23 protein-coding genes are annotated in these 23,014 nt (G+C 64.0%); 6 read left to right on the forward strand and 17 right to left on the reverse strand.

Annotation, left to right across the window (positions count from 1 at the left end):
- Positions 1-28 precede the first annotated feature (28 nt).
- The gene (locus tag KUF59_RS36350) at positions 29-1,090 is read left to right on the forward strand and encodes an AraC family transcriptional regulator (protein ID WP_212462246.1); all 1,062 of its coding nucleotides are present in this window, start codon (positions 29-31) and stop codon (positions 1,088-1,090) included.
- A gap of 69 nt (positions 1,091-1,159) precedes the next feature.
- On the opposite strand, the gene KUF59_RS36355 is transcribed toward KUF59_RS36350, so the two are convergent.
- From KUF59_RS36355 to KUF59_RS36405, 11 genes are all read right to left on the reverse strand, one after another.
- Positions 1,160-2,332, reverse strand: coding sequence for a thiolase family protein (locus KUF59_RS36355; protein ID WP_212462247.1), 1,173 nt, complete (start codon positions 2,330-2,332; stop codon positions 1,160-1,162).
- Between the two features lie 245 nt (positions 2,333-2,577).
- Complete coding sequence (gene serA, locus KUF59_RS36360) at positions 2,578-4,167, reverse strand: phosphoglycerate dehydrogenase (protein WP_212462248.1); 1,590 nt, start codon at positions 4,165-4,167, stop codon at positions 2,578-2,580.
- Between the two features lie 228 nt (positions 4,168-4,395).
- Positions 4,396-5,568, reverse strand: coding sequence for a phosphoserine transaminase (locus tag KUF59_RS36365; RefSeq protein ID WP_212462249.1), 1,173 nt, complete (start codon positions 5,566-5,568; stop codon positions 4,396-4,398).
- Between the two features lie 79 nt (positions 5,569-5,647).
- Positions 5,648-5,854 carry a hypothetical protein gene (locus KUF59_RS36370; protein ID WP_212462250.1) on the reverse strand — a complete coding sequence of 69 codons (207 nt, stop codon included), beginning with the start codon at positions 5,852-5,854 and terminating at the stop codon, positions 5,648-5,650.
- A 152-nt stretch (positions 5,855-6,006) separates the two neighbouring features.
- A complete protein-coding gene (locus KUF59_RS36375) occupies positions 6,007-6,474 on the reverse strand; it encodes a GNAT family N-acetyltransferase (protein ID WP_212462251.1) in 468 nt (155 codons plus the stop codon).
- Between the two features lie 15 nt (positions 6,475-6,489).
- Entirely contained in the window at positions 6,490-7,080 is a 591-nt protein-coding gene (locus KUF59_RS36380) for a glutathione S-transferase family protein (protein ID WP_212462252.1), read from the reverse strand.
- Between the two features lie 152 nt (positions 7,081-7,232).
- Positions 7,233-7,997 (reverse strand): outer membrane protein, encoded by a 765-nt coding sequence (locus KUF59_RS36385; RefSeq protein WP_212462253.1) that lies wholly within the window; start codon positions 7,995-7,997, stop codon positions 7,233-7,235.
- A gap of 167 nt (positions 7,998-8,164) precedes the next feature.
- A complete protein-coding gene (locus tag KUF59_RS36390) occupies positions 8,165-8,995 on the reverse strand; it encodes an outer membrane protein (RefSeq protein WP_212462254.1) in 831 nt (276 codons plus the stop codon).
- Between the two features lie 226 nt (positions 8,996-9,221).
- On the reverse strand, positions 9,222-10,475 hold the full coding sequence (locus tag KUF59_RS36395; RefSeq protein ID WP_212462255.1) for an MFS transporter: 1,254 nt from the start codon (positions 10,473-10,475) through the stop codon (positions 9,222-9,224).
- Between the two features lie 186 nt (positions 10,476-10,661).
- The gene (gene glmM / locus KUF59_RS36400; RefSeq protein WP_212462256.1) at positions 10,662-12,005 is read right to left on the reverse strand and encodes a phosphoglucosamine mutase; all 1,344 of its coding nucleotides are present in this window, start codon (positions 12,003-12,005) and stop codon (positions 10,662-10,664) included.
- A 225-nt stretch (positions 12,006-12,230) separates the two neighbouring features.
- Positions 12,231-12,398: a hypothetical protein gene (locus KUF59_RS36405; RefSeq protein ID WP_258767832.1), complete on the reverse strand. Its 168-nt coding sequence runs from the start codon at positions 12,396-12,398 to the stop codon at positions 12,231-12,233.
- 91 nt (positions 12,399-12,489) lie between these two features.
- On the opposite strand from KUF59_RS36405, the gene KUF59_RS36410 reads away from it, so the two are divergent.
- The gene (locus tag KUF59_RS36410; RefSeq protein ID WP_212462258.1) at positions 12,490-13,626 is read left to right on the forward strand and encodes an alpha-hydroxy acid oxidase; all 1,137 of its coding nucleotides are present in this window, start codon (positions 12,490-12,492) and stop codon (positions 13,624-13,626) included.
- Between the two features lie 144 nt (positions 13,627-13,770).
- Here the strand turns inward: KUF59_RS36410 and KUF59_RS36415 are convergent, their stop codons facing one another.
- The 6 genes from KUF59_RS36415 to KUF59_RS36440 form a co-directional block, all read right to left on the reverse strand.
- Entirely contained in the window at positions 13,771-14,391 is a 621-nt protein-coding gene (locus tag KUF59_RS36415; protein WP_212462346.1) for a single stranded DNA-binding domain-containing protein, read from the reverse strand.
- A gap of 64 nt (positions 14,392-14,455) precedes the next feature.
- On the reverse strand, positions 14,456-15,076 hold the full coding sequence (locus KUF59_RS36420; protein ID WP_212462259.1) for a hypothetical protein: 621 nt from the start codon (positions 15,074-15,076) through the stop codon (positions 14,456-14,458).
- A 56-nt stretch (positions 15,077-15,132) separates the two neighbouring features.
- Positions 15,133-15,966, reverse strand: coding sequence for a shikimate dehydrogenase (locus KUF59_RS36425; RefSeq protein ID WP_212462260.1), 834 nt, complete (start codon positions 15,964-15,966; stop codon positions 15,133-15,135).
- A gap of 196 nt (positions 15,967-16,162) precedes the next feature.
- Entirely contained in the window at positions 16,163-18,211 is a 2,049-nt protein-coding gene (locus tag KUF59_RS36430) for an elongation factor G (RefSeq protein ID WP_212462261.1), read from the reverse strand.
- 164 nt (positions 18,212-18,375) lie between these two features.
- A complete protein-coding gene (locus tag KUF59_RS36435; protein ID WP_212462262.1) occupies positions 18,376-18,855 on the reverse strand; it encodes a DUF992 domain-containing protein in 480 nt (159 codons plus the stop codon).
- Between the two features lie 154 nt (positions 18,856-19,009).
- On the reverse strand, positions 19,010-20,212 hold the full coding sequence (locus KUF59_RS36440; RefSeq protein ID WP_212462263.1) for a pyridoxal phosphate-dependent aminotransferase: 1,203 nt from the start codon (positions 20,210-20,212) through the stop codon (positions 19,010-19,012).
- A gap of 584 nt (positions 20,213-20,796) precedes the next feature.
- Between KUF59_RS36440 and KUF59_RS36445 the strand changes: the two genes are divergently transcribed.
- The 4 genes from KUF59_RS36445 to KUF59_RS36460 all read left to right on the forward strand — a co-directional run bounded on the left by KUF59_RS36445 (position 20,797) and on the right by KUF59_RS36460 (position 22,947).
- Positions 20,797-21,447: a glutathione S-transferase family protein gene (locus KUF59_RS36445; protein ID WP_212462264.1), complete on the forward strand. Its 651-nt coding sequence runs from the start codon at positions 20,797-20,799 to the stop codon at positions 21,445-21,447.
- Between the two features lie 134 nt (positions 21,448-21,581).
- Positions 21,582-21,755: a hypothetical protein gene (locus KUF59_RS36450; RefSeq protein ID WP_212462265.1), complete on the forward strand. Its 174-nt coding sequence runs from the start codon at positions 21,582-21,584 to the stop codon at positions 21,753-21,755.
- Between the two features lie 75 nt (positions 21,756-21,830).
- The gene (locus tag KUF59_RS36455) at positions 21,831-21,971 is read left to right on the forward strand and encodes a hypothetical protein (protein WP_212462266.1); all 141 of its coding nucleotides are present in this window, start codon (positions 21,831-21,833) and stop codon (positions 21,969-21,971) included.
- Between the two features lie 163 nt (positions 21,972-22,134).
- Entirely contained in the window at positions 22,135-22,947 is an 813-nt protein-coding gene (locus tag KUF59_RS36460; protein ID WP_212462267.1) for a PAS domain-containing protein, read from the forward strand.
- Positions 22,948-23,014: the final 67 nt, after the last annotated feature.

Genomic DNA, 23,014 nt, shown 5'->3' on the forward strand with positions numbered 1-23,014 from the left:
GTTCGGGACATCTGCTGGAATGGCTGGTATGACCGATCTCATTCGCAGCGCAGCCCTGACCCATTATCCGGACATTGCCCGGTCGGTCGGACTCGACCCCAGCGAGATGATGCGACGAGCGCGGCTTCCGCTGGCCTGCCTCGACAGGCCTGAAGTTCGGATCGCGGTAACTGGCTTCCGGCGCCTGCTCGAAACATCGGCAGCAGTGTCAGGCGCCCAAGATTTCGGCTTGCGCATGGCTGATCGGGGCGGCCTTACCAATCTCGGCCCCGTCGCCCTGGTCGTTCGCGAACAGCCGACGGTCGGCAGCGCGCTCGAGGCGCTGGCCCGCTACATCCACATCCACCATGACGGCATGCGGCTCGACGTCAGGCGCAGCGGAAGCAGGGTGACCATTGCGCTCGGCCTGCGCGGCCGTCATCCCAGCGCCTCGAACCAGTCGATCGATCTTGCGCTCGGCACCATCCACCGCGTGATCCAGGCGCTGTGCGGCGACAAATGGCGGCCGCTCGAGGTGCACTTCAGCTACGCTCCGCCGCGCGATCGCAGCCCTCATCGCGAATTCTTCGGCTGTCCGCTCATCTTCAATTCCGAGATCGACGCGGTGGTGATTTCGGCCCAGGATCTGAGCCGCCGGATCGCGAGCGCGCATCCCCTGATGGCGAGCTATCTGCGTAAGCGCATCGAAGCCATCGAAACGCGGCCGGGCGGCTGGGACGAGAAGGTGGACGAGGTCGTGCGCGCACTGCTCGCCAGCGGCAACTGCACGGTCGAGCGCGTGGCAGAGCATTTTGCGTGCAACCGCCGCACCATCCACCGTCACCTCGCCGAATGCGGCACCAGCTTCTCCGCCATCCTCGATGCGCAACGCGCCGCGCTCGTCACCAAGCTGATCGAGGATCCCGGCCGGTCGCTGTCGGCAATCGCGCAGCAGCTCGGCTTCTCCGCGCAAAGCGCGATGGCCCGCTGGTTCCGCAGCCGTTTTGGCTGCTCGATCACCGACTGGCGCAAGGGTGTGCGGCCGGCACGGCCGCGGACCGATGCAGCAACCAAAGCCAGCGAATTGCCCGCGGGCTTAGCACACCGATAACGAAAAAAGCACGGCGCTCGTCGCGCCGTGCTGTCTTACATACAAGCCTCTCGCGCGGAAGCGATCGCGTTAGCTGTAGATCTCGAACAGGCCCGCGCCGCCCTGACCGCCGCCGATGCACATCGTCACCACGCCCCACTTGGCTTTGCGACGACGTCCTTCCTGCAACAGATGGCCGGTCAGACGCGCGCCGGTCATGCCGAAGGGATGGCCGATCGCAATCGAGCCCCCATTGACATTATACTTGGCGGGATCGATGCCGAGCTTGTCGCGCGAATAGAGACACTGGCTCGCAAAGGCTTCGTTGAGCTCCCAGAGATCGATATCGTCGATCTTGAGGCCATGGCGCTTCAGGAGTTTTGGCACGGCGAAGATCGGCCCGATGCCCATCTCGTCAGGCTCGCAGCCCGCCGACGCCCAGGCGACGAAGCGGCCCATCGGATTGAGGCCGCGCTTCTCGGCGTCCTTGGCTTCCATGAGCACAACGGCCGCAGCGCCGTCGGAGAGCTGGCTGGCGTTGCCGGCGGTGACGTATTTGCCCGGGCCCTTCACCGGCTCGAGCTTGGCGAGGCCCTCCAGCGTGGTCTCGGGACGATTGCACTCGTCACGGTCCACGACATAGTCGACGATCGACTCGGCCTTGGTCGCCTTGTCCACGACCTTCATCTTGGTCTTCATCGGGACGATCTCGTCCTTGAACTTGTTGGCCTGCTGGGCGGCCGCCATGCGGCGCTGCGATTCCAGCGAGTACTCGTCCTGATATTCGCGGCTGAGCTTGTAGCGCTCGGCGACGATGTCGGCGGTGTCGATCATCGCCATGAAGATGTCGGGCGCGGTCTTGAGCAGCTCCGGATCGATCGATTCCTTCGGCGAGCCGCCGCCCGGAATCGAGATGCTCTCTACGCCGCCCGCGACGATGCAGTCGGAGCCGTCGGAACGGATCGAGTTGGCGGCCATCGCGATGGTCTGCAGGCCCGAGGAGCAGAAGCGGTTCACGGAAACGCCGGCGGTCGATTTCGGCAGGCCCGCGAGCAGCGCCGCCTGACGGCCGATATTCGGTGCGCCATGCGCGCAATTACCGAGATAGCAATCCTCGACATAGTCCTTGGCGACGCCGGCGCGATCGACCGCGTGCTTGATGGCGTGCGCGGCCAGCGACATCGGCGGAGTGATGTTGAACCCGCCACGGCCGGACTTCGCCAGACCCGTGCGTGCATAGGAAACGATTACGGCTTCACGCATTGCTCTCTCCCTTTTCGGACGACCTGATGTGGTCGGTCTTGTACGGCCAGTCTTGGCGCCATTGGTACACAAACTTTGCCGGCCGCGGGAAAGAAAAACGCCGCCCCTGGATGCAGGAGCGGCGCTTGTTCCGCACGTCGGAATATCTGCGCGGAGTCGTCATTCCGGGGCGATGCGTAGCATCGAACCCGGAATCTCGAGATTCCGGGTTCGCGCATTCGCGCGCCCCGGAATGACAGTGTCAGTTAGAACGTCAGCACCTTGGCCTGCTTGACCTGCGGCAGCGCCTGCACCTTGGCGAGAACGTCTGCCGGAACCGCGCCGTCGACCTCGACCAGCGCGATCGCATCACCGCCCTGCTCGACACGGCCGAGATGGAAGGTTGCGATGTTGATCTTGGCGTCGCCCAAAAGGCTCGCGAACTTGCCGATGAAGCCCGGCTTGTCCTCGTTGGTGACGTAGATCATCGACTTGCCGAACTCCGCGTCGACGCGGATGCCCTTGATGTCGACCAGCCGCGGCTTGCCGTCATGGTAGACGGTGCCGGAGACCGAGCGCTCCTGCCGCTCCGTCGCGACCGTCACCGTGATCAGGCTTTCATAGTCGCTCTGCGCGGCGCGGGTCACCTCGTCGACCACCATGCCGCGCTCCTTGGCGACGACAGGCGCCGACACCACGTTGACCTCGCCCAGCATCGGCCGCAGCAGGCCGGACAGCACGGCGGAGGTCAGCGCCTTGATCTTCATCTCCGCGACATGGCCCTCATAGGTGATCGTGACCTTCGAGATGCCGGTCTCGGTGAGCTGGCCGGCGAAGGAGCCGAGCTTCTCGGCGAGCGCGATGAAGGGTTTCAGCTTCGGCGCCTCTTCCGCCGTGATCGAGGGAAAGTTGATGGCGTTCGAGATCGCGCCGGACAACAGATAGTCCGACATCTGCTCGGCAACCTGCAGCGCGACGTTCTCCTGCGCTTCGGTGGTGGAGGCGCCGAGATGCGGCGTGCAGATCACGTTGGGATGGCCGAACAGCACGTTCGAATTCGCGGGCTCCTCGACGAACACGTCGAAGGCCGCGCCCGCGATGTGCTTGGAATTCAGCGCTTCGACCACCGCCTGCTCGTCGACCAGGCCGCCGCGCGCGCAGTTGATCAGGCGTACGCCCTTCTTCATCTTGGCGATCGCTGATGCGTCGATGATGTTCCTGGTCTTCTCGGTGAGCGGGGTGTGCAGCGTGATGAAGTCGGCACGCCTCAAGAGATCGTCGAGCTCGACCTTCTCGACGCCGATGTCCTTGGCGCGTTCGGGCGACAGGAACGGATCGTAGGCGATCACTTTCATGCGCAGGCCCAGGCCGCGGTCGGCGACGATCGAGCCGATGTTGCCGCAGCCGACCACGCCCAGCACCTTGCCGGTGATCTCGACGCCCATGAAGCGGTTCTTCTCCCATTTGCCGGCCTGGGTGGAGGCGTCGGCCTGCGGGATCTCGCGGGCGAGCGCCAGCATCAGGGTGATGGCATGCTCGGCGGTCGTGATCGAATTGCCGAACGGCGTGTTCATCACGATGATGCCCTTGGCGGTCGCGGCGGGGATCTCGACATTGTCGACGCCGATGCCGGCGCGGCCGATCACCTTCAGGTTCGTCGCCTTGTCGATGATCTTGGCGGTCGCCTTGGTCGCGGAGCGGATCGCGAGACCGTCGTAATTGCCGATGATCTCGGCAAGCTTGTCCTTGTCCTTGCCGAGGTTGGGCTGGAAGTCGACCTCAACGCCGCGATCTTTGAAGATCTGCACGGCAGCGGGAGAGAGCGCGTCGGAAATGAGAACTTTGGGTTTGGTCATCTGAACGTTTCCTTCACCCTCCCCTGGAGGGGGAGGGTCGGCGCTTCAGCGCCGGGGTGGGGTGAAACTGTCGATGTGAATTTCAAAAGTGCGCCGAGTGGAGAGATCACCCCACGCCGACGCACCGTCTTGTCTGAGCATGATCTTGTCGGAAAACCGGATAACCACTTTTCCGGATCATGCTCGCCGGTGCGTCGACCCTCCCCCTCAAGGGAAGGGTCGGAAGCATCACGCCGCCTTGGCGAGCTGCGCCTTGGTCTCGGCAAAGGCCCAGTCGATCCACTGGGTCAGAAGCTCGACGTCCTTGGCTTCCACAGTGGCGCCGCACCAGATGCGCAGGCCTGCGGGCGCGTCGCGATAGTACGCGAAGTCGTAGCCCGCGCCTTCCTTCTCGACCAGCGCGACCAGCTTCTTGCAGAAGTCGGCCTGCGCGTCCGCCGAGAGCGAGGTGATCGCGGGATCGGTGAACTTGAGGCACACCGAGGTGTTGGAGCGGATCGAAGCGTCCTTCGCCAAGAAGTCGATCCAGGGCGTCTTCGCCTTCCAGTCGGCGAGCACCTTGGTGTTGGCATCGGCGCGCGCGATTAGCGCCTTGAGTCCGCCGATCGACTTCGCCCAGTTCAGCGCATCGAGATAGTCCTCGACGCAGAGCATCGACGGCGTGTTGATGGTTTCGCCGACGAAGATGCCTTCGTTGATCTTGCCGCCCTTGGTCATGCGGAAGATTTTTGGCAGCGGCCAGGCCGGCTTGTAGGTCTCGAGGCGCTCGACGGCACGCGGCGACAGGATCAGCATGCCGTGCGCGGCCTCGCCGCCCAGCGCCTTCTGCCAGGAGAAGGTGACGACATCGAGCTTGGCCCAGTCGAGTGGCTGCGCAAACGCCGCCGAGGTCGCGTCGCAGATGGTGAGGCCTTCGCGAGTCGCGCTGATCCAGTCGGCGTTCGGCACGCGCACGCCTGACGTGGTGCCGTTCCAGGTGAAGACGACGTCGCTCTTCTGATCGACCTTCGACAGATCGGGAATCTCACCATAGGCCGCGTTGAGCTTGGTGACGTCCTTGAGCTTCAATTCCTTGACGATATCGCTGACCCAGCCCTCGCCGAAAGATTCCCAGGCGAGCGTAGTGACAGGGCGCGCACCGAGCAGCGACCACAGCGCCATTTCGACCGCGCCGGTATCGGAGGCCGGAACGATGCCGATGCGATAATCGGCCGGCACCTCGAGCACTTCGCGCGTCAGATCGATCGCGAGCTTGAGCTTGGTCTTGCCGACCTTCGCGCGATGCGAGCGGCCGAGCGCGGCGTCCTTGAGATTTTGGGCATTCCAGCCAGGGCGCTTGGCGCAGGGGCCGGAGGAGAAATGCGGCACGTTCGGCCGCGAAGCGGGCTTCGCTACAGTCATAATCTACCCTTCCAGATAGTAAGCCTCCCGTTGGGGGGAGGTGTCCCGCGGCGGCTAATACGGGAAACGGGTAGAATCGTCAAGGAGCTTTGGGCGTCTCACGGCGGAGTGATGGTTCGGCCTGCGTCTCCGCCGGAGATTCGCCCGCAGCATGGGCATTCAGCAAGCCCAAGGCTTCGCTGATCAATTGCGCCGCCCTGCGCCGGCTCGCGACCTTCAAAATGCATTGCTGATCGGCCAGCACCACGTAGTCGTTACCGACCTTGATCAAGGAATAGCTGGTCATCGAAATATCCCCCCTGCCGGATGGGAGACTCGACGATACACCCAATCGCTTCTCGGCGAACATGAACGACGGGTAAGTAGTTTATCAGCTCTTAATGAACGCGCATGCGCAGGCGAATTTTGCAGGCCGCGCAAGGGACGCGGTGGCTTGCGTCAAAAGCGGACAGTCATGCCGACATGGCTCGCGGCGAATCCGAGCCGCTTGTAGAAGCGCTGCGCGTCGGTGCGGCTCTGGTGCGTCAAGAGCTCGACGAGCTTGCAGCCGCGCCCACGCGCCTCTTCGACTGCCCACTGCACCAGTTGCTCGCCGATGCCGCGGCTACGGCAATCGGAAGCAACGCGAACGTCCTCGATCAGGCCGCGCGAGGCGCCCTGCGAACTCAGGCCCGGCAGGATGCAGAGCTGAAGGCAGCCGACCACCCTGCCCTCGCCGGTCTCGGCGACCACGAGCTTGAAGTTCGGATCGCGGTCCACGGTCTCGAATGCATCGAAATAGGACGCCGGCAGCGGATCGACGGGCCGCTCGCGCGCGCTGCCGAGATGGTCATCGGCAAGCATGGCGACGATAACAGGAACGTCGTCGCGGCGGGTACGGCGGATGGTGATGGAATTCGCGGCCATGATGTGATCCAGAATTCAGCGCGCCGGCGCCAGGCCCAGATACGTCTCGGTCTCGCCGATCCAGCGCCGGATCGCGGCGTAACGTGCGAGGTCAAAGCCACCCTCATGGGCAACGCGGGTATAGGCCAGCAGCGAGACGTCGGCGAGCGAGGCAGCATCGCCGGCAAAGAAGCTGATGGTTTCGAGATGCTGCTCCATCCGGTCGAGCGCCGCATAGCCGCGCTTGACCTTTTCCGGATCGAGCTCGGATGCGCTCCTGCCGAGATAGACCATCTGGAAGCGGCACACGGCAATATAGGGCTCGTGGCTGTACTGCTCCCAGAACAGCCATTCGTCCATCTTGGCTGCGGCAAAGGCATCGCGCGGAATGAGCGCGCTATCGCGGGCGAGATAGCGGATGATCGCGTTGGACTGCGCCAGCGTACGGCCGTCGTCGAAGGCGACGGTCGGCACCTGGCCGGCGCCGTTCATCTTGAGGAATTCCGCTGTGCGCGTCTCGCCCTTGCGGGTGTCGATCTCGATCCACTGATAGGGCAGCGCGAGCTTGTCGCAGACCCACTTCACCTTGAGGCAATTGCCGGAATTCGAATCGCCGTAGATCTTCATGACTGCCGCTCCCTACAGCATGATCCGGACCCGGAGGGCCGCATTAGCGCAAAGTGTGCAGCGGTTTTTCCGAAAAGATCATGCTCGGACAAAGAGGAAACGACAGAGCATCAGGGCCGAAGAGCCCTGTCAACCGGCGCCATGCGCGCGCGTCAGAACTTGTAGCCGAGGCCCGCGCGGATCGTATTGATGTTCGACTCGATGCTCGAGGTCACGCGCTGGAATTCGTATTCGGCACGGACGAACAGACCGCCCATGAGCATGACGTCAACGCCGAGGCCGGCGGAATATCCATAAACCAGCTTGGATTGGCTCGCGGATGTGGTGGCGGGCAGCACCGGCGGCGGAGACGCCGAAACGGCGCGATCGACAGTCTGATAGCCGACCCCGCCGCCGAAGAACGCATAAGGGAGGAAGCATCCCCAGGCATAGCCGGCGCGCGCGCGCAGCGATCCGAAATCGGAGATGCCGACGATCGCTGATGACGCGGTGGTGGAGATGATGTTGTTGGCGTTGTCCCAGGTTCTTCCCGTCGAGGCCGCGGTCGACTTGAAGCCGAAGTGACTGTAGTTCGCCTCGATGCCGAGGACGACATCGTCCCATTGCCCGTTGTATCCGGCAAAGGCGCCAAAGCCGGTGTTGTTGCTCTTCGCCTCGGCCGGCAGTTGCCACCAGCTATAGGTCGGCCCCGGCGTCTTGAACGTCGCCTGAAGGTCGCTGTTCATGACGGGCGAGATATTCGATTTGATGTTGCCGTAGTCGACCTGGCCGCCGACGTAATAGCCCTGCCAGCTGGTTCTGGAGGCAGACAGGCCGTCGGTGAAGCCTCCGCGCAGGATGGGAAGATCGGGCATATCGGCCGCTTGCGCGGCAGACACCGATCCCAACATCGCCGCCACCAACATGAACCTACGCATCGCAACGCTCCATCCAACACGAACTTTCGCTAGTGATCATGGACCGTTAACCTTAACCAATGGTTGCAATAGGCAATTTCGTCCGGGCGAGCATTGAAAAATACGCAAAGCAAAACGGCGCGGGATGATCCCGCGCCGTTAAGAGACTTTAAGAGATGGGCGAGCGATCAGCCCTTGGTGACCAGCGGCGGCGGCATGTAGGCCGGCGGGCTGTTGAGATCCCAGCGCACGCCGAGCTTCAGGTCGTGCGAGGTGATGTCCTTGATCTTGATCGAGGTCGGGCCGGAGGCGCTGTTGTCGAACAAGCGGAAGTTGCCGGGCGCCGCGTCGCCGAGGTTCATGTAGCTGTAGGCCAGTTCGACGGTGAAGCCGGGATTGACCTTGTAGGCGAGACCGGCGTGGGCGGCCCAGGCGAAGTTCCACTTTCCGTTGTCGGCGAAGTAGGCGACGCTGTTGTTCAGCAATGGGCTGTATGACACGCCGTCGTCGCGGAAGCCGCTGATCCTGTTGTAGGAGCCGCCGACACCGGCACCGATGAACGGCGTGATGCACCACCACGTGCCGAGATCGACATAGGCATTTGCCATGACGACCCACTCGGATTTGCTGCCGCTATAGTTGTTGGCCCCTACGAAGCCGGGCGCGATGACGTTGTCCGAGCCGTGCAGGTTGGCCTTGCCGCGCCACTGACCGATCACGTCCGCGCGGAACCAGTTGTTGAAGCGATAGCCGACACCGAGGTCGAACAGCGGCGAGGAGTCGAAGCCGAGGCCGTTCGTGGTGGTCGGGAAGGTCTGCGCCGTGAGGCTGTCGATCTTCTTTGCGCTCTGGTTGGTCATGCCGATGTCACCGCGCAGGTACCAGCCGCCGAAGTCGGCGGGCGGCGCCGGCGGTGCGTACATGGGAGGGGGCGCCGCAATTGGCATGTCGGCGGCAAACGCCATCGACGAGATCAGGGTTGCCGCTCCTGCGGCAAGCAAAGACTTAACGCTACGCATTGGCTTCGTCCTTTTGGCCGGTGAGGCAAAATCGGACGCCTCACGTTCTGGAAACTCACGGACCGGACGATGGCACTAAATGCTTAAGCGCCACTTAACCCTAATTTTTAAGGTTGATTTTTTCTCACCGTACACGCGCACGCGGCAAGAGCGTTGCAAAAATGCGGCGCCTGCGCGCTCAATTGCTAACGATTGATGAAAATGCAGCGCAACGAAAGAGGAAGCGTTAACGCCCGTGCCGCGGCAGTTTCGGCAGGAACACCGCCAGCAGGCCGATCGCCGGAAGATACGAGCAGACCTGATAGACGAACTCGATCGAGGTGTGGTCGGCGAGCTTGCCGAGCACGGCAGCGCCTAAGCCGCCGATGCCGAAGGCGACGCCGAAGAACACGCCCGAGATCATGCCGAATCTGTGCGGCACCAGCTCCTGCGCGAACACGATGATCGACGATGTCGTGGAGGAGATGATGAGCCCGATGAAGACGGAGAGCACCGCACTTCCGACGAGCCCCACATAGGGCAGCGCCAGTGTGAACGGCAGCGCGCCGAGGATCGAAATCCAGATCACGATCTTGCGGCCGAAGCGATCGCCCAAGGGGCCGCCGAGGAACGCGCCGACCGCGTTCGCCGCGAGGAAGATGAAGAGATAGATCTGGGCTGCCTGTGTCGACACGCCGAAACGGTCGATCAGATAGAAGATGTAGTAGCTCGACAGGCTCGAGACGTAGAGCTGTTTTGAGAACAGCAGCGCCACCAGCACGAGCAGCGCGACCGCGACACGGCGCGAGCTCGGCCCGTTCGGATGCGCGTGAAGCGGCGCCGTTTTCTTCGTGGTGATCTGCGGCGCGTACCAGCGGCCGATGCGCCAGAGGATGACAATGGCGAGGAACGCGATCGACGAGAACCAGGCGATGCTGCCCTGCCCGAACGGCACGACGATCAGCGCCGCGAGCACCGGTCCCATCGAGGTACCAAAGCTGCCGCCGAGCTGGAACACCGACTGTGCGAAGCCGTAGCGTCCGCCGGAGGCAAGCCGCGCGATGCGTGCGGACTCCGGATGAAACACCGCCGAGCCGAGCCCGACCAGCGCGGCCGCAACCAGGATGATGAGATACTGGTGTGCAACGGCCAGCAGCAGCAGCCCGAAGAAGGTCGAGGCCATGCCGATCGACAGCGAATAGGGTTGCGCCTTCTTGTCGGTGTAGTGCCCGACCACCGGCTGGAGCAGCGAGGCCGTGAACTGGAAGGCCAGCGTGATCATGCCGATCTGCGCGAAGTCGAGCGCGTAAGTGTCCTTCAGGATCGGGTACACCGAGGCGATCAACGACTGCATGGTGTCGTTGAGGAAATGCGAGACGCTGATTCCGGCAAGCACGACATAGGCCGGCCCCGCACTGGGCTTGGCAGCCACAGACGCCAGGTCGGCCACCACGACGGGCTCGGTCAGCGTTTCCTCGGAGACGACGACAGGCTTGTTCAAGGGAGCATCCCGGAGAGGCGCGGCGAACCGCCACACCTGTTTACCTACGATGACCGCGGCATCGCGACCACCGCCAATCGCCGATAGCTGGGATGCGCGCGTCTCCGGCTGATCAGGACGCTTACCCTCCCCTGGAGGGGGAGGGTGAGAAGCCAGGCCATCTCCAACAGCAGCTGTGGGATGCGCTTAGGCCGCCGCCTGACCGAGCGCCGAGACGATGGTGTCGACGACTTCCTCGACCAGGATGCGGTCCTCGCCCTCGCCCATCACGCGGATCACGGGCTCGGTGCCGGAGGAGCGGATCAGGAGGCGGCCGTGGCCGTTGAGGCGCTTCTCGCCGTCCGAGATCGCCGACTTGACGTCGGTGTCGTCGAGCGGCTTGCCGCTCTTGTAGCGGACGTTCTTGAGGATCTGCGGCAGCGGATCGAAGCGGTGGCAGACCTCGGAGACCGGACGGCGCAGCTTCTGCACCACCGCCAGCACCTGCAGCGCGGCGACGAAGCCGTCGCCGGTCGTTGCGTAGTCGGACAGGATGATGTGGCCGGACTGCTCGCCGCCGAGATTGTAGCCGCCGCTCAACATCTGCTCGAGCACGTAGCGGTCGCCGACCGGCGTGCGCACGAGATCGAGCCCCTGCCCTTTCAGGAAGCGCTCAAGCCCGAGATTGGACATCACGGTCGCGACGATGCCGGGCCGCGACAGCCGACCGTCTTCCTTCCAGCTCTGCGCGATCACCGCCAGCAACTGGTCGCCGTCGACGATGTGGCCGCGCTCGTCGACCAGGATGACGCGATCGGCGTCACCGTCGAGCGCAATGCCGATATCGGCGCGCATCTCGCGCACCTTCTTCGACAGCGCTTCCGGTGAGGTCGAGCCGCATTCCTTGTTGATGTTGAAGCCGTCGGGCTCGACGCCGATCGGGATCACGTCGGCGCCCAATTCCCACAGCGCTTCCGGCACCACCTTGTAGGCCGCGCCATTGGCGCAATCGACTACGACGCGCAGGCCGTCGAGCGACAGGTCGCGCGGCAGCGTCCGCTTGGCGAATTCGATGTAGCGGTCGTGCACGCCGTCGATACGGCGGGCGCGGCCCAGGCTCGCACTCTGCGCGAGCCGCTTGTCGAGGGATTCGTCGAGCAGTTGCTCGATCTGCTTCTCGACGTCATCCGAAAGCTTGAAGCCCTGCGGGCCGAACAGCTTGATGCCGTTGTCCTCGAACAGATTGTGCGAAGCCGAGATCATCACGCCGAGGTCGGCGCGCATCGACTTGGTCAGCATCGCGACCGCCGGCGTCGGCATCGGGCCGACCAGGAGCACGTCCATGCCGACCGAGGTGAAGCCGGCGACCATCGCATATTCGATCATGTAGCCGGACAGACGGGTGTCCTTGCCGATCACCACCCGGTGGCGATGATCGCCGCGCTGAAACGCAAGACCGGCCGCCTGGCCGACCTTGAGCGCGAGCTCAGGCGTGATCAGTCCGTTGGCGCGGCCTCGAATCCCGTCCGTACCGAAATATTTGCGACTCATAAGGTCCCCCAAGCGAGAACCAGGGATCCCCACTCTACAACTGGCGGATGCCCAGGAAAGCTCCACCATCCCCTGATTTGCTGAGGGTCTTATAATGCTTCCGCGGCTAACTTGGCTTCAAAAAATATGATGAATCATTACGGAACCGGGCCCGGACCGGACCGGTAACCTCTTGTTAACATTGAAATTCCAGACCCTTGGAAGCGGAAGGATGGAACCGGAGCCCTAGCCCTTGCGCTTCACGTGTTGGTCGGCCCGGCTTGGCGGCGGCTGGGTGACGTTGACGGGATCGGAGGCCGGGAAGGTCTCCTCCAGCCCTTCCTCGAGGGCTTCGTCCAACTGGCGCTTCTCGGTGCTGTCGTCCGATTTCGGCAAGACGTGCGGTCTGGTCATCACCGCCTCCCTGCAAACGATTTGGCTGCGCATCCAACCATGCTAGATGACCATGAAATCATCCGATGCAAGGACGGGCCGGGGAACGTTGATGAAGCATATCACCTGCATTGAAGACCTGCGTGAATTGCACAAGCGGCGCGTGCCGAAGGCGTTCTTCGACTATTGCGATCGCGGCTCCTATGCCGAGGAGACGCTGCGCGCCAACCGCGAGGATCTTCAGCACATCAAGTTTCGCCAGCGCATCCTCGTCGACGTCTCCAAGCGCGACACCTCGACGACGATCCTCGGCGAGCCCTCGACCATGCCTCTGATCCTCGCGCCTGTCGGGCTGTTGGGCATGCAGCATGGCGACGGCGAGATCCACGCCTGCCGCGCCGCGCAGGCCGCCGGCATCCCGTTCACGCAGTCGACGATGTCGATCTGCTCGATCGAGGACATCGCCGCCAATGTCGAGAAGCCGTTCTGGTTCCAGCTCTACGTGATGAAGGACCGCGGCTTCATCAAGGAATTGATCCAGCGCGCGATCGCCGCCAAATGCAGCGCAATGGTGCTGACGGTCGATTTGCAGGTGATCGGCCAGCGCCACGCCGACATCAAGAACGGCATGTCGGTGCCGCCGGAATGGACGCTGTCAAAGCTGATCGACTTCGCGACCAAGCCGGCCTGGGTTTCCGGCGTGCTGCGCGGCAAGCGCCGCACCTTCGGCAACATCGCCGGCCACGTGAAGAACACCGAGGATCTCAACCGGCTTGCGGAATGGACGGCGTCGCAGTTCGACACCACCTTGAACTGGAAGGACGTCGAGTGGGTCCGCAGCATCTGGCCGGGCAAGCTCGTCATCAAGGGCATCTTGGACGTCGAGGACGCCGAGGAAGCCGCCAAGACCGGCGCGCAGGCGCTGGTCGTCTCCAACCATGGCGGCCGCCAGCTCGACGGCGCGCCGTCCTCGATCGAGGTGCTGCCTGAAATCGCCGATGCGGTCGGCTCCAAGATGGAGATCATGTTCGACGGCGGCATCCGCTCCGGCCAGGACGTGGCCCGCGCGCTCGCACTCGGCGCAAAGTCCTGCATGATCGGCCGCGCCTATGCCTATGGCCTGGGCGCCGGCGGCCAGGCCGGCGTCGCCAAGGCGATCGACATCATCCAGAAGGAGCTGTTGACGACGATGGGCCTGTGCGGCGTCAACAGAGTGGACGAGATCGACGATCACATCATCGCGGTGTGATGTGCCGTAGGGTGGGTTAGCTCTGCGGCTGCGCGAAGCGCAGTCCGAAGAGCGTAACCCACCAACTTCGATCCGCATTTGCGGAAGCATGGTGGGTTACGGCTTCGCCTAACCCACCCTACAACTCCACCGCTTGCCGCGACCTCACATCGGCGGCGTCACGCCATCGCGGCCGACATTGACGCGGCCAGCCTCCAGCGAGCCGTCCTCCTTCTTCGCCGCGCCAAAAATGATCAGCTTGGCGCCCGGCTTCACTTCACTCCGGTCGCTGGCGACAAAGGTGACGATCGGCGTCTCCGGCGGCACCACGACTTTCTTCTCGCCGTCCTTGTATTTGAGCAGGATGTTCTGACCGTCAGTGCCCTTGACCGTCTCGGCGACCGTCGCATTGGTCATGGTCGAGTTCGCGCGCGCGTCCCAGGGGCGAAAACCTTCGGCGGCACCCCGCTGGTTCTCGGGGAAGATGTGCACGGCGATGGCACGCTGAGTCCCGTCGGGCTCAGGCATGCCGGTCACGCCGATATAGGATCCTTGCTTGATCTCCGAGAGTTCCGTCTTGATGACAGCGAAGACGGCGACGTTGTCGGTCATGCGGACCTGCATGTCGGTGCCTTCGCGGGTCTTGATGCCGAGCATATTGCCGTCGACGGTCTCGATGGTGCCGCGGATGCGGACCGTCGGCGCTTGCTGGGCTGTAGCGACTGCGGCGTAGAGCGAGAGGACGGCAAGCGAGGCCAAGAACAAGGCCAAGAACAAGCGTGGCATCCGGATAATCGGTTTCGGCACGGCCTTATCCCTCCATGGCGGTTGCGACGAGCGCGGGAACGTTTCACATCGGCGGCGTCAGGCCGTCGCGGCCGACGCTGACGCGGCTGGTCTCGAACGAGCCGTCCGGCAAGGCCTTGATGAAGGCGATGATCTTGGCGCCGGCTTTCAGGTCGGATTTTTCGCCGGGCACGTAAGTGACAACAGGGGTGTCGGCCGAGACGAACACCTTCTTCTCGCCGTCCTTGTACTTGACGAGCAGCGTGTGGCCGTCATTGCCGACAACACTCTCGGCGACCGTGGCGTTGGTCATGCTGGAATTCGGACGCAGATCGTAGGGGCGCGAGCCCTCGCCGGTGCCGCGCATGGTCTCGGGGAACACGTGAACCTCGACCGCGTTCTGCCCGCCGTCCGGTCCGGGCACCGTCGTGGTACCGATGAAGGAGCCGACCTTGATGTCGGCCAGCGCGATCCTGGTGACGCCGGCGACGCGAATGTCGGGCGTGACATGCAGCTTGACGTTCTCACCGCTGCGTGACTTGACGGCCAAGAGATCGCCATCGACGCTTTCGATCGTGCCGCGCACGCGCGTCGGCGGTTGCTGCGCGAGCGCATAGAGGGAAGACAAGGCCACCATCGCAACAGCGACGAGCGGACGCGCGAATGTCGTACGTTGAACGGGCATGAATACTCTCCGATTGTCCCACGACAGCAAGACCCCGGATATCGCCCGCTATTCTCTCAAGACTTTGTGAGATCGGCCTCGACCAGCGCGCGCAGTTCCGCCGTGACTTCCGGCCGCTCGCCGAACCACAGTTCGAAACCGCGCACCGCCTGGTGCAGGAGCATGCCGAGCCCGTCGGCGGTTTTCAGGCCGCGCGCCTGGGCTGCCGCGAGCAGCGCCGTGACCAGGGGGACATAGACGAGATCGGCGACGACGGCATCTTGCGGCAATCGCGTCACGTCGACCTCCAGCGCAGGCTGGCCGTGCATGCCGAGTGAGGTCGTATTCACCAGCAGTTTTGCGCGCGACAGCACGTCGTTGGTCGCGCGCCAATCGATGGCGAGCACGCGCGGCCCAAACTCCTGCGCCAGCGCCTCGGCGCGCGCGACGGTGCGGTTGGCGAGATGAACGCGGCTGATGCCGCGCTCCAGGAGGCCGAACACGACGGCGCGCGAGGAACCGCCCGCCCCCAGCACCAGCGCCTCTTCGCACCTGTCCCAGCCGGGCGCACTGGCGTCGAGATTGTTGATGAAGCCTTCGACGTCGGTATTTGTCGAGCGCAGCTCGCCATTGGCAAACCACAACGTGTTGGCGGCGCCGATTGCCTTGGCGCGCTCGTCGGGCGTCGAGAGCGCGAGCACGTCCACCTTGTGCGGGATGGTGACGTTGGCGCCGACGAAGCCGCGCAGCGACAGCCGCAGCACGAAGTCGCGCAAATCGTCCGGAGGGACTGCCTCGATCACATAACCGCCCGCGATGCCGAGCGTGCGCAGCCAATAATGATGGATCAACGGCGAACGCGAATGCGCGGCCGGCCATCCGATCAAGCAGGCAGCAGGAGCTTTAGGCACGATCGTGCTCGGCGTATCGATACGGCACAGCAACCTCCCCCGTCATCCCGGCGCCGAAGACATGCGTCGCGCTGCCCGGCCAGGACGATGAATATCCTCGGTGCCGTCCTGTCAAGCGTGGGTCATCGCGCCATCGGAGCGAGAGGTGGAAGGCCGGAGGGACCGTTGAACGGCCCCTCCGGGGCGATGGCATGTCTCACGCCGCGTCGCGATGCGCGGCGATGATCTGGTCGGCGGCGCGCCCGGTCACCTCGGCCATGTGGTCGAACTGACGCGTGAAGCTGCCGGCGCCTGCAGTTGCCGAACGCAACTCCACGATCAGTTCGCCGATCTCGGCCTCCGGCATCATGGCGCGGACGGAGTCCCAGCCGCTCCAGCCGTCGCGGGTGTCGAAGCCGAGAATCTGCCCGCGCCGCGCCGACAGGATCGCGTTGATCTTGGCGGTGGCATCGGTCGGACAGACGATCTCGACGACATAGATCGGCTCCAGCAGCACCGGCTGGCACTGCGGCAGGCCCTCATTGAGTCCGATCCGCGCAGCCGTGCGGAAGGCGAGATCGGAGGAGTCGACGCTGTGATAGGAGCCGTCGGTCAGCGTCACCTGCAAATCGGTGACGGGGAAACCGAGCGGACCGCGCGTCAGCCCGTCGACGACGCCTTCTTCCACCGCGGGAATGTAGTTGCGCGGCACCGCGCCGCCGACCACCTTCTCGGCGAATTTGAAGCCGTCGCCGCGCGGCAGCGGCTTGATGTCGAGCACCACGTCACCGAACTGACCGTGGCCGCCGGACTGCTTCTTGTGCCGGCCGCGCTGGGTGATCGGCTTGCGGATGGTCTCCTGATAGCCGATCCCGGGCGCATGCGACTTCACGCTGACGCCGAAGCGGTCGCGCAGACGTTCGCTTGCAACGCGCAAATGCATCTCGCCCTGTCCCCACAGCACGGTGTCGTGGGTCTGGGCATTCTGCACGACGACGAGCGAGGGATCTTCCTCGTGCAGCCGGGCCAGCGCCTGGCCGAGCTTGACGTCGTCCTTGCGATCGTTCGCCGCGACCGAGGTCGCCAGCACCGGCGAGGTCGCCTCGACCGCGATCAGCGCCGCCGGCTGGGTCTTGCTGTTGGAGAGCGTGTCACCGGTCTTGATCGGATCGAGCTTGCCCAGCGCAACTGTGTCGCCGGCTTCCGCCGACGGACGCTTGCTGTCATAGGCGCCGCTGACGGCAAGGATGCCGGAGACGCGGCTTGCGCCACCCGAGGATGACTGCAACGTGGCGCCGTCGTCGAGATGGCCGGCGAGCAGCCGGGTCAGCGACAGTTTTCCACCATGCTGCGAATGCAGGGTCTTGAAGACGTAGCCGAGCGCGTCCTTGCTCTCGGGCGCACCGAGACGCTGGGCGGTCTCCGCAATGCCCGGCGCCTCGTGACGCAACGCCTTCATCAGGCGCAGCACGCCGTTCTCGCGCGCGGCCGCACCCAGCAGCACCGGACAGATCAGGCCTTCGCGCAGTTCGCGCGCGAGATCGTCGAACACGGCGTCGCGCGGCGGCTGGATATCTTCGAGCAGCTGCTCCATCAGCGCATCGTCGTGATCGGCGAGCTTCTCCAGCATCGAGAAGCGGGCTTCCTTCTCACGATCGAGATTGCCGCCTTCGAGCGCGACCACTTCGGATGCCTTGTGCTCGCGATAGATGAAAGCGCGCTCCAGCGCGAGGTCGACGAAGCCCTCGATCAGCTCGTCCTTCCAGATCGGGATCTGCCGCAGCACCAGCGGCACGCGCGAGGCCGGCTGCAGCGTCGCGAGCGTCTCGCGGATGCGCTTGTTGGCGCGATCGATCTTGTTGAGGAACAGGAAACGCGGGATCTTCATCTCCTCCAGCTCGCGCAGGATGATCTGAAGCTGCGGCAGCTTCTTCTCGTCGGCCTCGCAGACCACGACCGCAGCATCGACCGCAGGTAGCGCGGCGCGCATGTCGTGGGCGAACTCGACGGAGCCCGGACAGTCCAGGAACGTGTAGCTGTCGCCCATGAAACTCGTGGTGGCAGCAGTGAGGCCGACGGTCATCTTGTGATGACGGGCCTCGGGACTGGCGTCGCCCACCGAGGTACCGGCGTCGACGCTGCCGGCGCGCGGGATTGCGCCCGTTCGCGCCAGTATTGCTTCGAGAAGAGTGGTTTTACCGCTTTGGAAAGGGCCCACCAGCGCGATGCACCGTGGACCGCGGGGACTTCTGACGTCTTGTCCCATTCGCCGCCTCCTTCATGTGGAGCTCGGCCCGTGATTGGGTCGGCAGAGCGATGCTCTGCCGGTCCGAAAGTTTTGGCAAGCGCGAAACGTCGCTGCGGTGCGTCGTCGATAGAACCGCGTCAGCTAACTGTCCGACCCGACTATTCGATCGACACGAAAATTTGTTAACGGCCCGGACGCAGTTCCAGGCTCTCCAGGCCGGCGGCGATATTGAACCCGACCTGGCCCTGCACGCTGAGCGGCTGGAGCGCGATCGAATTGTTCGAGCCGCCGACCAGCACGTTGCCGCCGAGACCGACGCCGATCGACGCGCTGCCCTGCGCGCCGGCGTAGTTGCCGGCAAGGTCGCCCGGCCCGAGCCGGTCCACCGGCGCGAACACGCCCCAGGCGAGCGCGGTTTCCTGGGTGATGCCGATGTCGAGACCCACTTTACGGATCGTTGCGACGTAGCGGTCCTCCGGCAAGCCGTCGGCGCGCAGCACGCAGCCGAGATGGGTCACCGAGCCCACGACGAAGCCGATGCTGGCGCCGCCGCGGCATTCGAGTACGCCGACCCGCACCATTCGCTGCTGCGCGCCGGCCGCAGCGATGGACGCAACGAGGCTGGCGGCAACGAGCCCGGCGAGGGCGAATGAGCGGCGCATGGGAGGTCTCCGGAATATGATGCAGGCGAGGAGCGAGCGCCGCGCAAGCGGCGCGCGAAACGTCTATGCCACAACATCCCCCGCGGTTCCAGATTGACAGCGACCATAAAAAAGGCCCGCGCGAAGCGGGCCTTTTCGTCAACTGCCGTCGGGATTATCGCAGATTACCGCAGAAGCGCTGGATGCGCTTGCAGGCATCTTCGAGATCCGAAGTCTTGGTCGCATAGGAGATGCGGAACGCCGGGCCGAGGCCGAAGGCCGAGCCCTGCACCACGGCGACGCCTTCGGTTTCCAGGAGCTCCGTAACGAACTGCTCGTCGTTTCCGATCACATTGCCCGACGGCGCTTTCTTGCCGATCGTGCCGGCGCAGGACGGGTAGACGTAGAACGCACCCTCGGGACGCGGGCATTCGATGCCCTTGGCCTGGTTGAGCATGGAGACGACGAGGTCGCGGCGCTCCTTGAACACCTTGTTGTTGGCGGGGATGAAGCTCTGCGGGCCGTTCAGCGCTTCCACCGACGCCCACTGCGCGATCGAGCACGGGTTCGAGGTCGACTGCGACTGGATGGTCGCCATCGCCTTGATGAGCTGCGCCGGACCACCGGCATAGCCGATGCGCCAGCCGGTCATGCAATAGGCCTTCGACACGCCGTTCACGGTGAGCGTGCGGTCATACAGTCTCGGCTCGACCTGCGCGACGGTGGTGAACTGGAAGTCGTCGTAGACGAGATGCTCGTACATGTCGTCGGTCATCACCCAGACATGCGGGTGCTTGACCAGCACGTCGGTGAGCGCCTTCAGCTCGGCCTTCGTATAGGCCGCGCCGGTCGGGTTCGACGGCGAGCACAGGATCACCCATTTGGTCTTCGGCGTGATCGCGCGCTCCAGCGCGTCCGGCTGCAGCTTGAAGCCAGACGCGGCGGTGCAGACCACCGACACCGGCTCGCCGCCGGCGAGCGCCACCATCTCGGGATAGCTGACCCAGTAGGGCGCCGGGATGATCACCTCGTCGCCCGGATTGATGGTCGCCATCAGCGCATTGTAGAGCACCTGCTTGCCGCCGGTGCCGACGATGATCTGGTTCGGCTTGTAGGCCAGACCGTTCTCGCGCTGATATTTCGCGATGATCGCTTCCTTCAGCTCGGGAATGCCGTCGACCGCGGTGTACTTGGTCTTGCCGGCTTCGATGGCGGCGATCGCGGCCTGCTTGATGTTGGCAGGTGTGTCGAAGTCGGGTTCGCCGGCGCCGAGGCCGATGACGTTGCGCCCCGCCGCTTTCAGCGCGCGTGCTTTATCCGTGACCGCGATGGTCGCGGACGGCTTCACACGGTCGAGCGCAGCGGCAAGGAAGGACATCGTCATCTCCTGACAAGCGTCGTGAATCCATTGTTGGTCACGACTCTGATTGTGGGAATGGAAGCACCCTAGGACGGGTGCCGCTGCACCGCAAGAAACTTCCTCATTTGCCGCAGAAGTTTACGTGACAAACAGGGTCCGAGCCCTGAATTCGCGCAAGATTCATAAAATTTCGCCGCAAAATGGCTCATATCCGGCAAGCCATTCGGACAGGCGGTGAGGCACGTCCCTCATCCGACATTGCACCGAGGATATTGCTCCGAGCACCAAGCCGGTGACCAGCCCGCGTCTGCCGAGCGGCCAGCTCGATCGCGCGACGTTGATCGGAGCCATAGCTACCTTTCGCAGGACGCAGGAATCATGCGACATGAGCCCGTGCGCGAACGATTGTGATTTGGAATGTCGCGCAAGCGTGATCCGACTTGTTCGGTTGTGTTGAAATGATTTTTCGCACGTTTGCAGTGCAGTAGAGTTTTCGAGTTTTTCTAGCGCCCGGGCCTTGCGGCAGATTCGCATCGGCATCATTGTTTAGCCGCGTTGCGGGACGACAGGTCCGCAACTTCGTCAGGACTCGAACCCCAAGAATGTACAAGCTCTATTCGATGCAACGCTCCGGCAACAGCTACAAGGTCCGCCTTGCGCTGGCGCTGCTGAACGTTCCCTATCAGGCGATCGAGATCGACATTCTGCGCGGCGAGAGTCGCACGCCGGACTTTCTGGCGAAGAATCCGTCCGGCCAGGTGCCGCTGCTCGAGGTCGGCGACGGTCGCTACCTTGCCGAGTCCAACGCCATCCTCTGGTACGTTGCCGGCGGCACGCCGCTCGCGCCCGAGCAACGCATCGACCGCGCCGAGGCGCTGCAATGGATGTTCTTCGAGCAGCACGCGCTCGAGCCGAACATCGGCGCCGCCTATTTCTGGCTGTCGCTGGTCAAGGGCGGCCGCGACCTTCAGACCCACGCGCTGGAAGACTGGATGGAGCGCGGCTACGGCGCGCTCCAGGTGATGGAAAACCACCTCAAGACCTGCGAGTACTTTGCGGCGCGCCAGCTCACGGTCGCCGACATCGCGCTCTACGGTTACACCCATCTCGCCGACCGCTGCGACTTCGACCTCTCGACCTTCCCGGCGATCCGGGCCTGGCTGAGACGGGTCGAGCAGACCCCCGGCTTCGTTGCGATGGATTGGCGGCCGGTCGACATCGACAACCCTGCCAGTATCGCGGCGGGCGCCTAAATAGCGGGCACAACGGTAATCTTTGCCGCGATCTCGCCATATTCGGCGAGGCGGCCGCCCCAATATTGCCGGTTGAAATTGTGACAGTTGTTGGCGTCGCGGGTGATTCGCTCGCGTGCTGAAGGATTTACGCCATGATTCGGGAGTCCGGCACGACGGGCTTTCAGAGCCGAATGGTACCCGCCGCCTCGTCCCGGCTGACCAACGCCGTCGCGGCCTCGCTGGCAATCGCCGCACTGTCGCTGTGCCTGAGCGTCAGCCTCACCGTGCTGTCGACCAAGGCGACCATGGCGATGGTGCTGCACTGACGCAGCCTCATTCCCGATCACACTCTTGAGCGCCCCATGAGGATACGCGCTGACCGATATCGCGACAGGACGTCGATGAGAACACCGGTCATCCTCGTTGCACTGACGCTGACCGCAGCCATCCTGGTCGCGGTGCTGATGCTCGCCGGCACCCGCAAGAGCGTGGGCACCTCGACGTTGCACTTCCCCGTCGTGCACATGCAGGTGATCGCCTGAGCCTACCGGCCGCGCTCGGTCAAACGCGCGATGACTTGAGCTAAAATCATCGGAAAGCTTTTCGCGCCACCTCAGCCGCGCCTTAAGCATTGGCTGCGAAACTCCATCCCAACTTCGCAAACGTCAGTCACTCTTTCGCCCCCACCTCGTCCAGGGAGTGACCATGCAGCTCGGATGGCGAGCGATCTGTGGTCCGGCGCTGACGGCAGCGACCGCGCTGCTGGCGATCCTGCTCGACCGCTTTCTTCCCGTCCCCTCACCGGCTCCGCTGTTCGTCTGCATCGTCGCCTTTGCCGGCTCACTCTCCGGGTTCGCATCCGGCATGGTCAGCGCGGCCATCGCAGTGATCGGCTCGGCGCTGTTCTTCCTCGGTCATCGCGGCATTCCCGGCTACGCCGCGGGCGATTTGGTGCGGCTCGGATTGCTGGCAATGACCGCGGCCGGCACCGCGGGGATCACCGGGCTGATGCGCAAGCGCCTGCTCGATGCGTTTGCCTGGGAACGCAGGCATCATGCCACGGCCGCGCGACTGTCGGCCGCGCTCGACCAGGTCGACATCGGCATCGTGCTGCTCGATAGCGAGACGCGCGCGGAGTTCATCAACCGCGCGTTCCGCGACTATTTCTCGCTGCCCGACGAGAAGGCCGACAGCCGGCCGCCTTTCATCGCGCTGATGTATCACGGCCGCGACACCGGCGCCTTCGAGCTGCCCGAGGACGAATTGAGCGCCTTCATCGCCCAGCGCATGGAGATGGTGAGAAGCGGCGACGCCACGCCGATCAACATCAACCTCGCGGACGGCCAGGTGCTGCGCTTCAGTTGCACGGCCTTGCCCGACGGCGGACGCATGCTGAGCTACACGCCGGTGACCGACCTCGTGCGCCACACCGACGAAGCCACGCGCGCGGAGTATTATCGCTCGCTGCGCGATCCCGCCGAGCGCAAGCTGATCCGGTATCTGCGCGTCGCGGAATAGCGCATAGTTGATCGGCACAGCCATCGTCCCGTATGAAGGTATCCCGCTTGGACTCGCGCCTCGCCTC

The organism is Bradyrhizobium arachidis (assembly GCF_024758505.1).
In the GTDB taxonomy this organism is placed as follows: domain Bacteria; phylum Pseudomonadota; class Alphaproteobacteria; order Rhizobiales; family Xanthobacteraceae; genus Bradyrhizobium; species Bradyrhizobium manausense_C.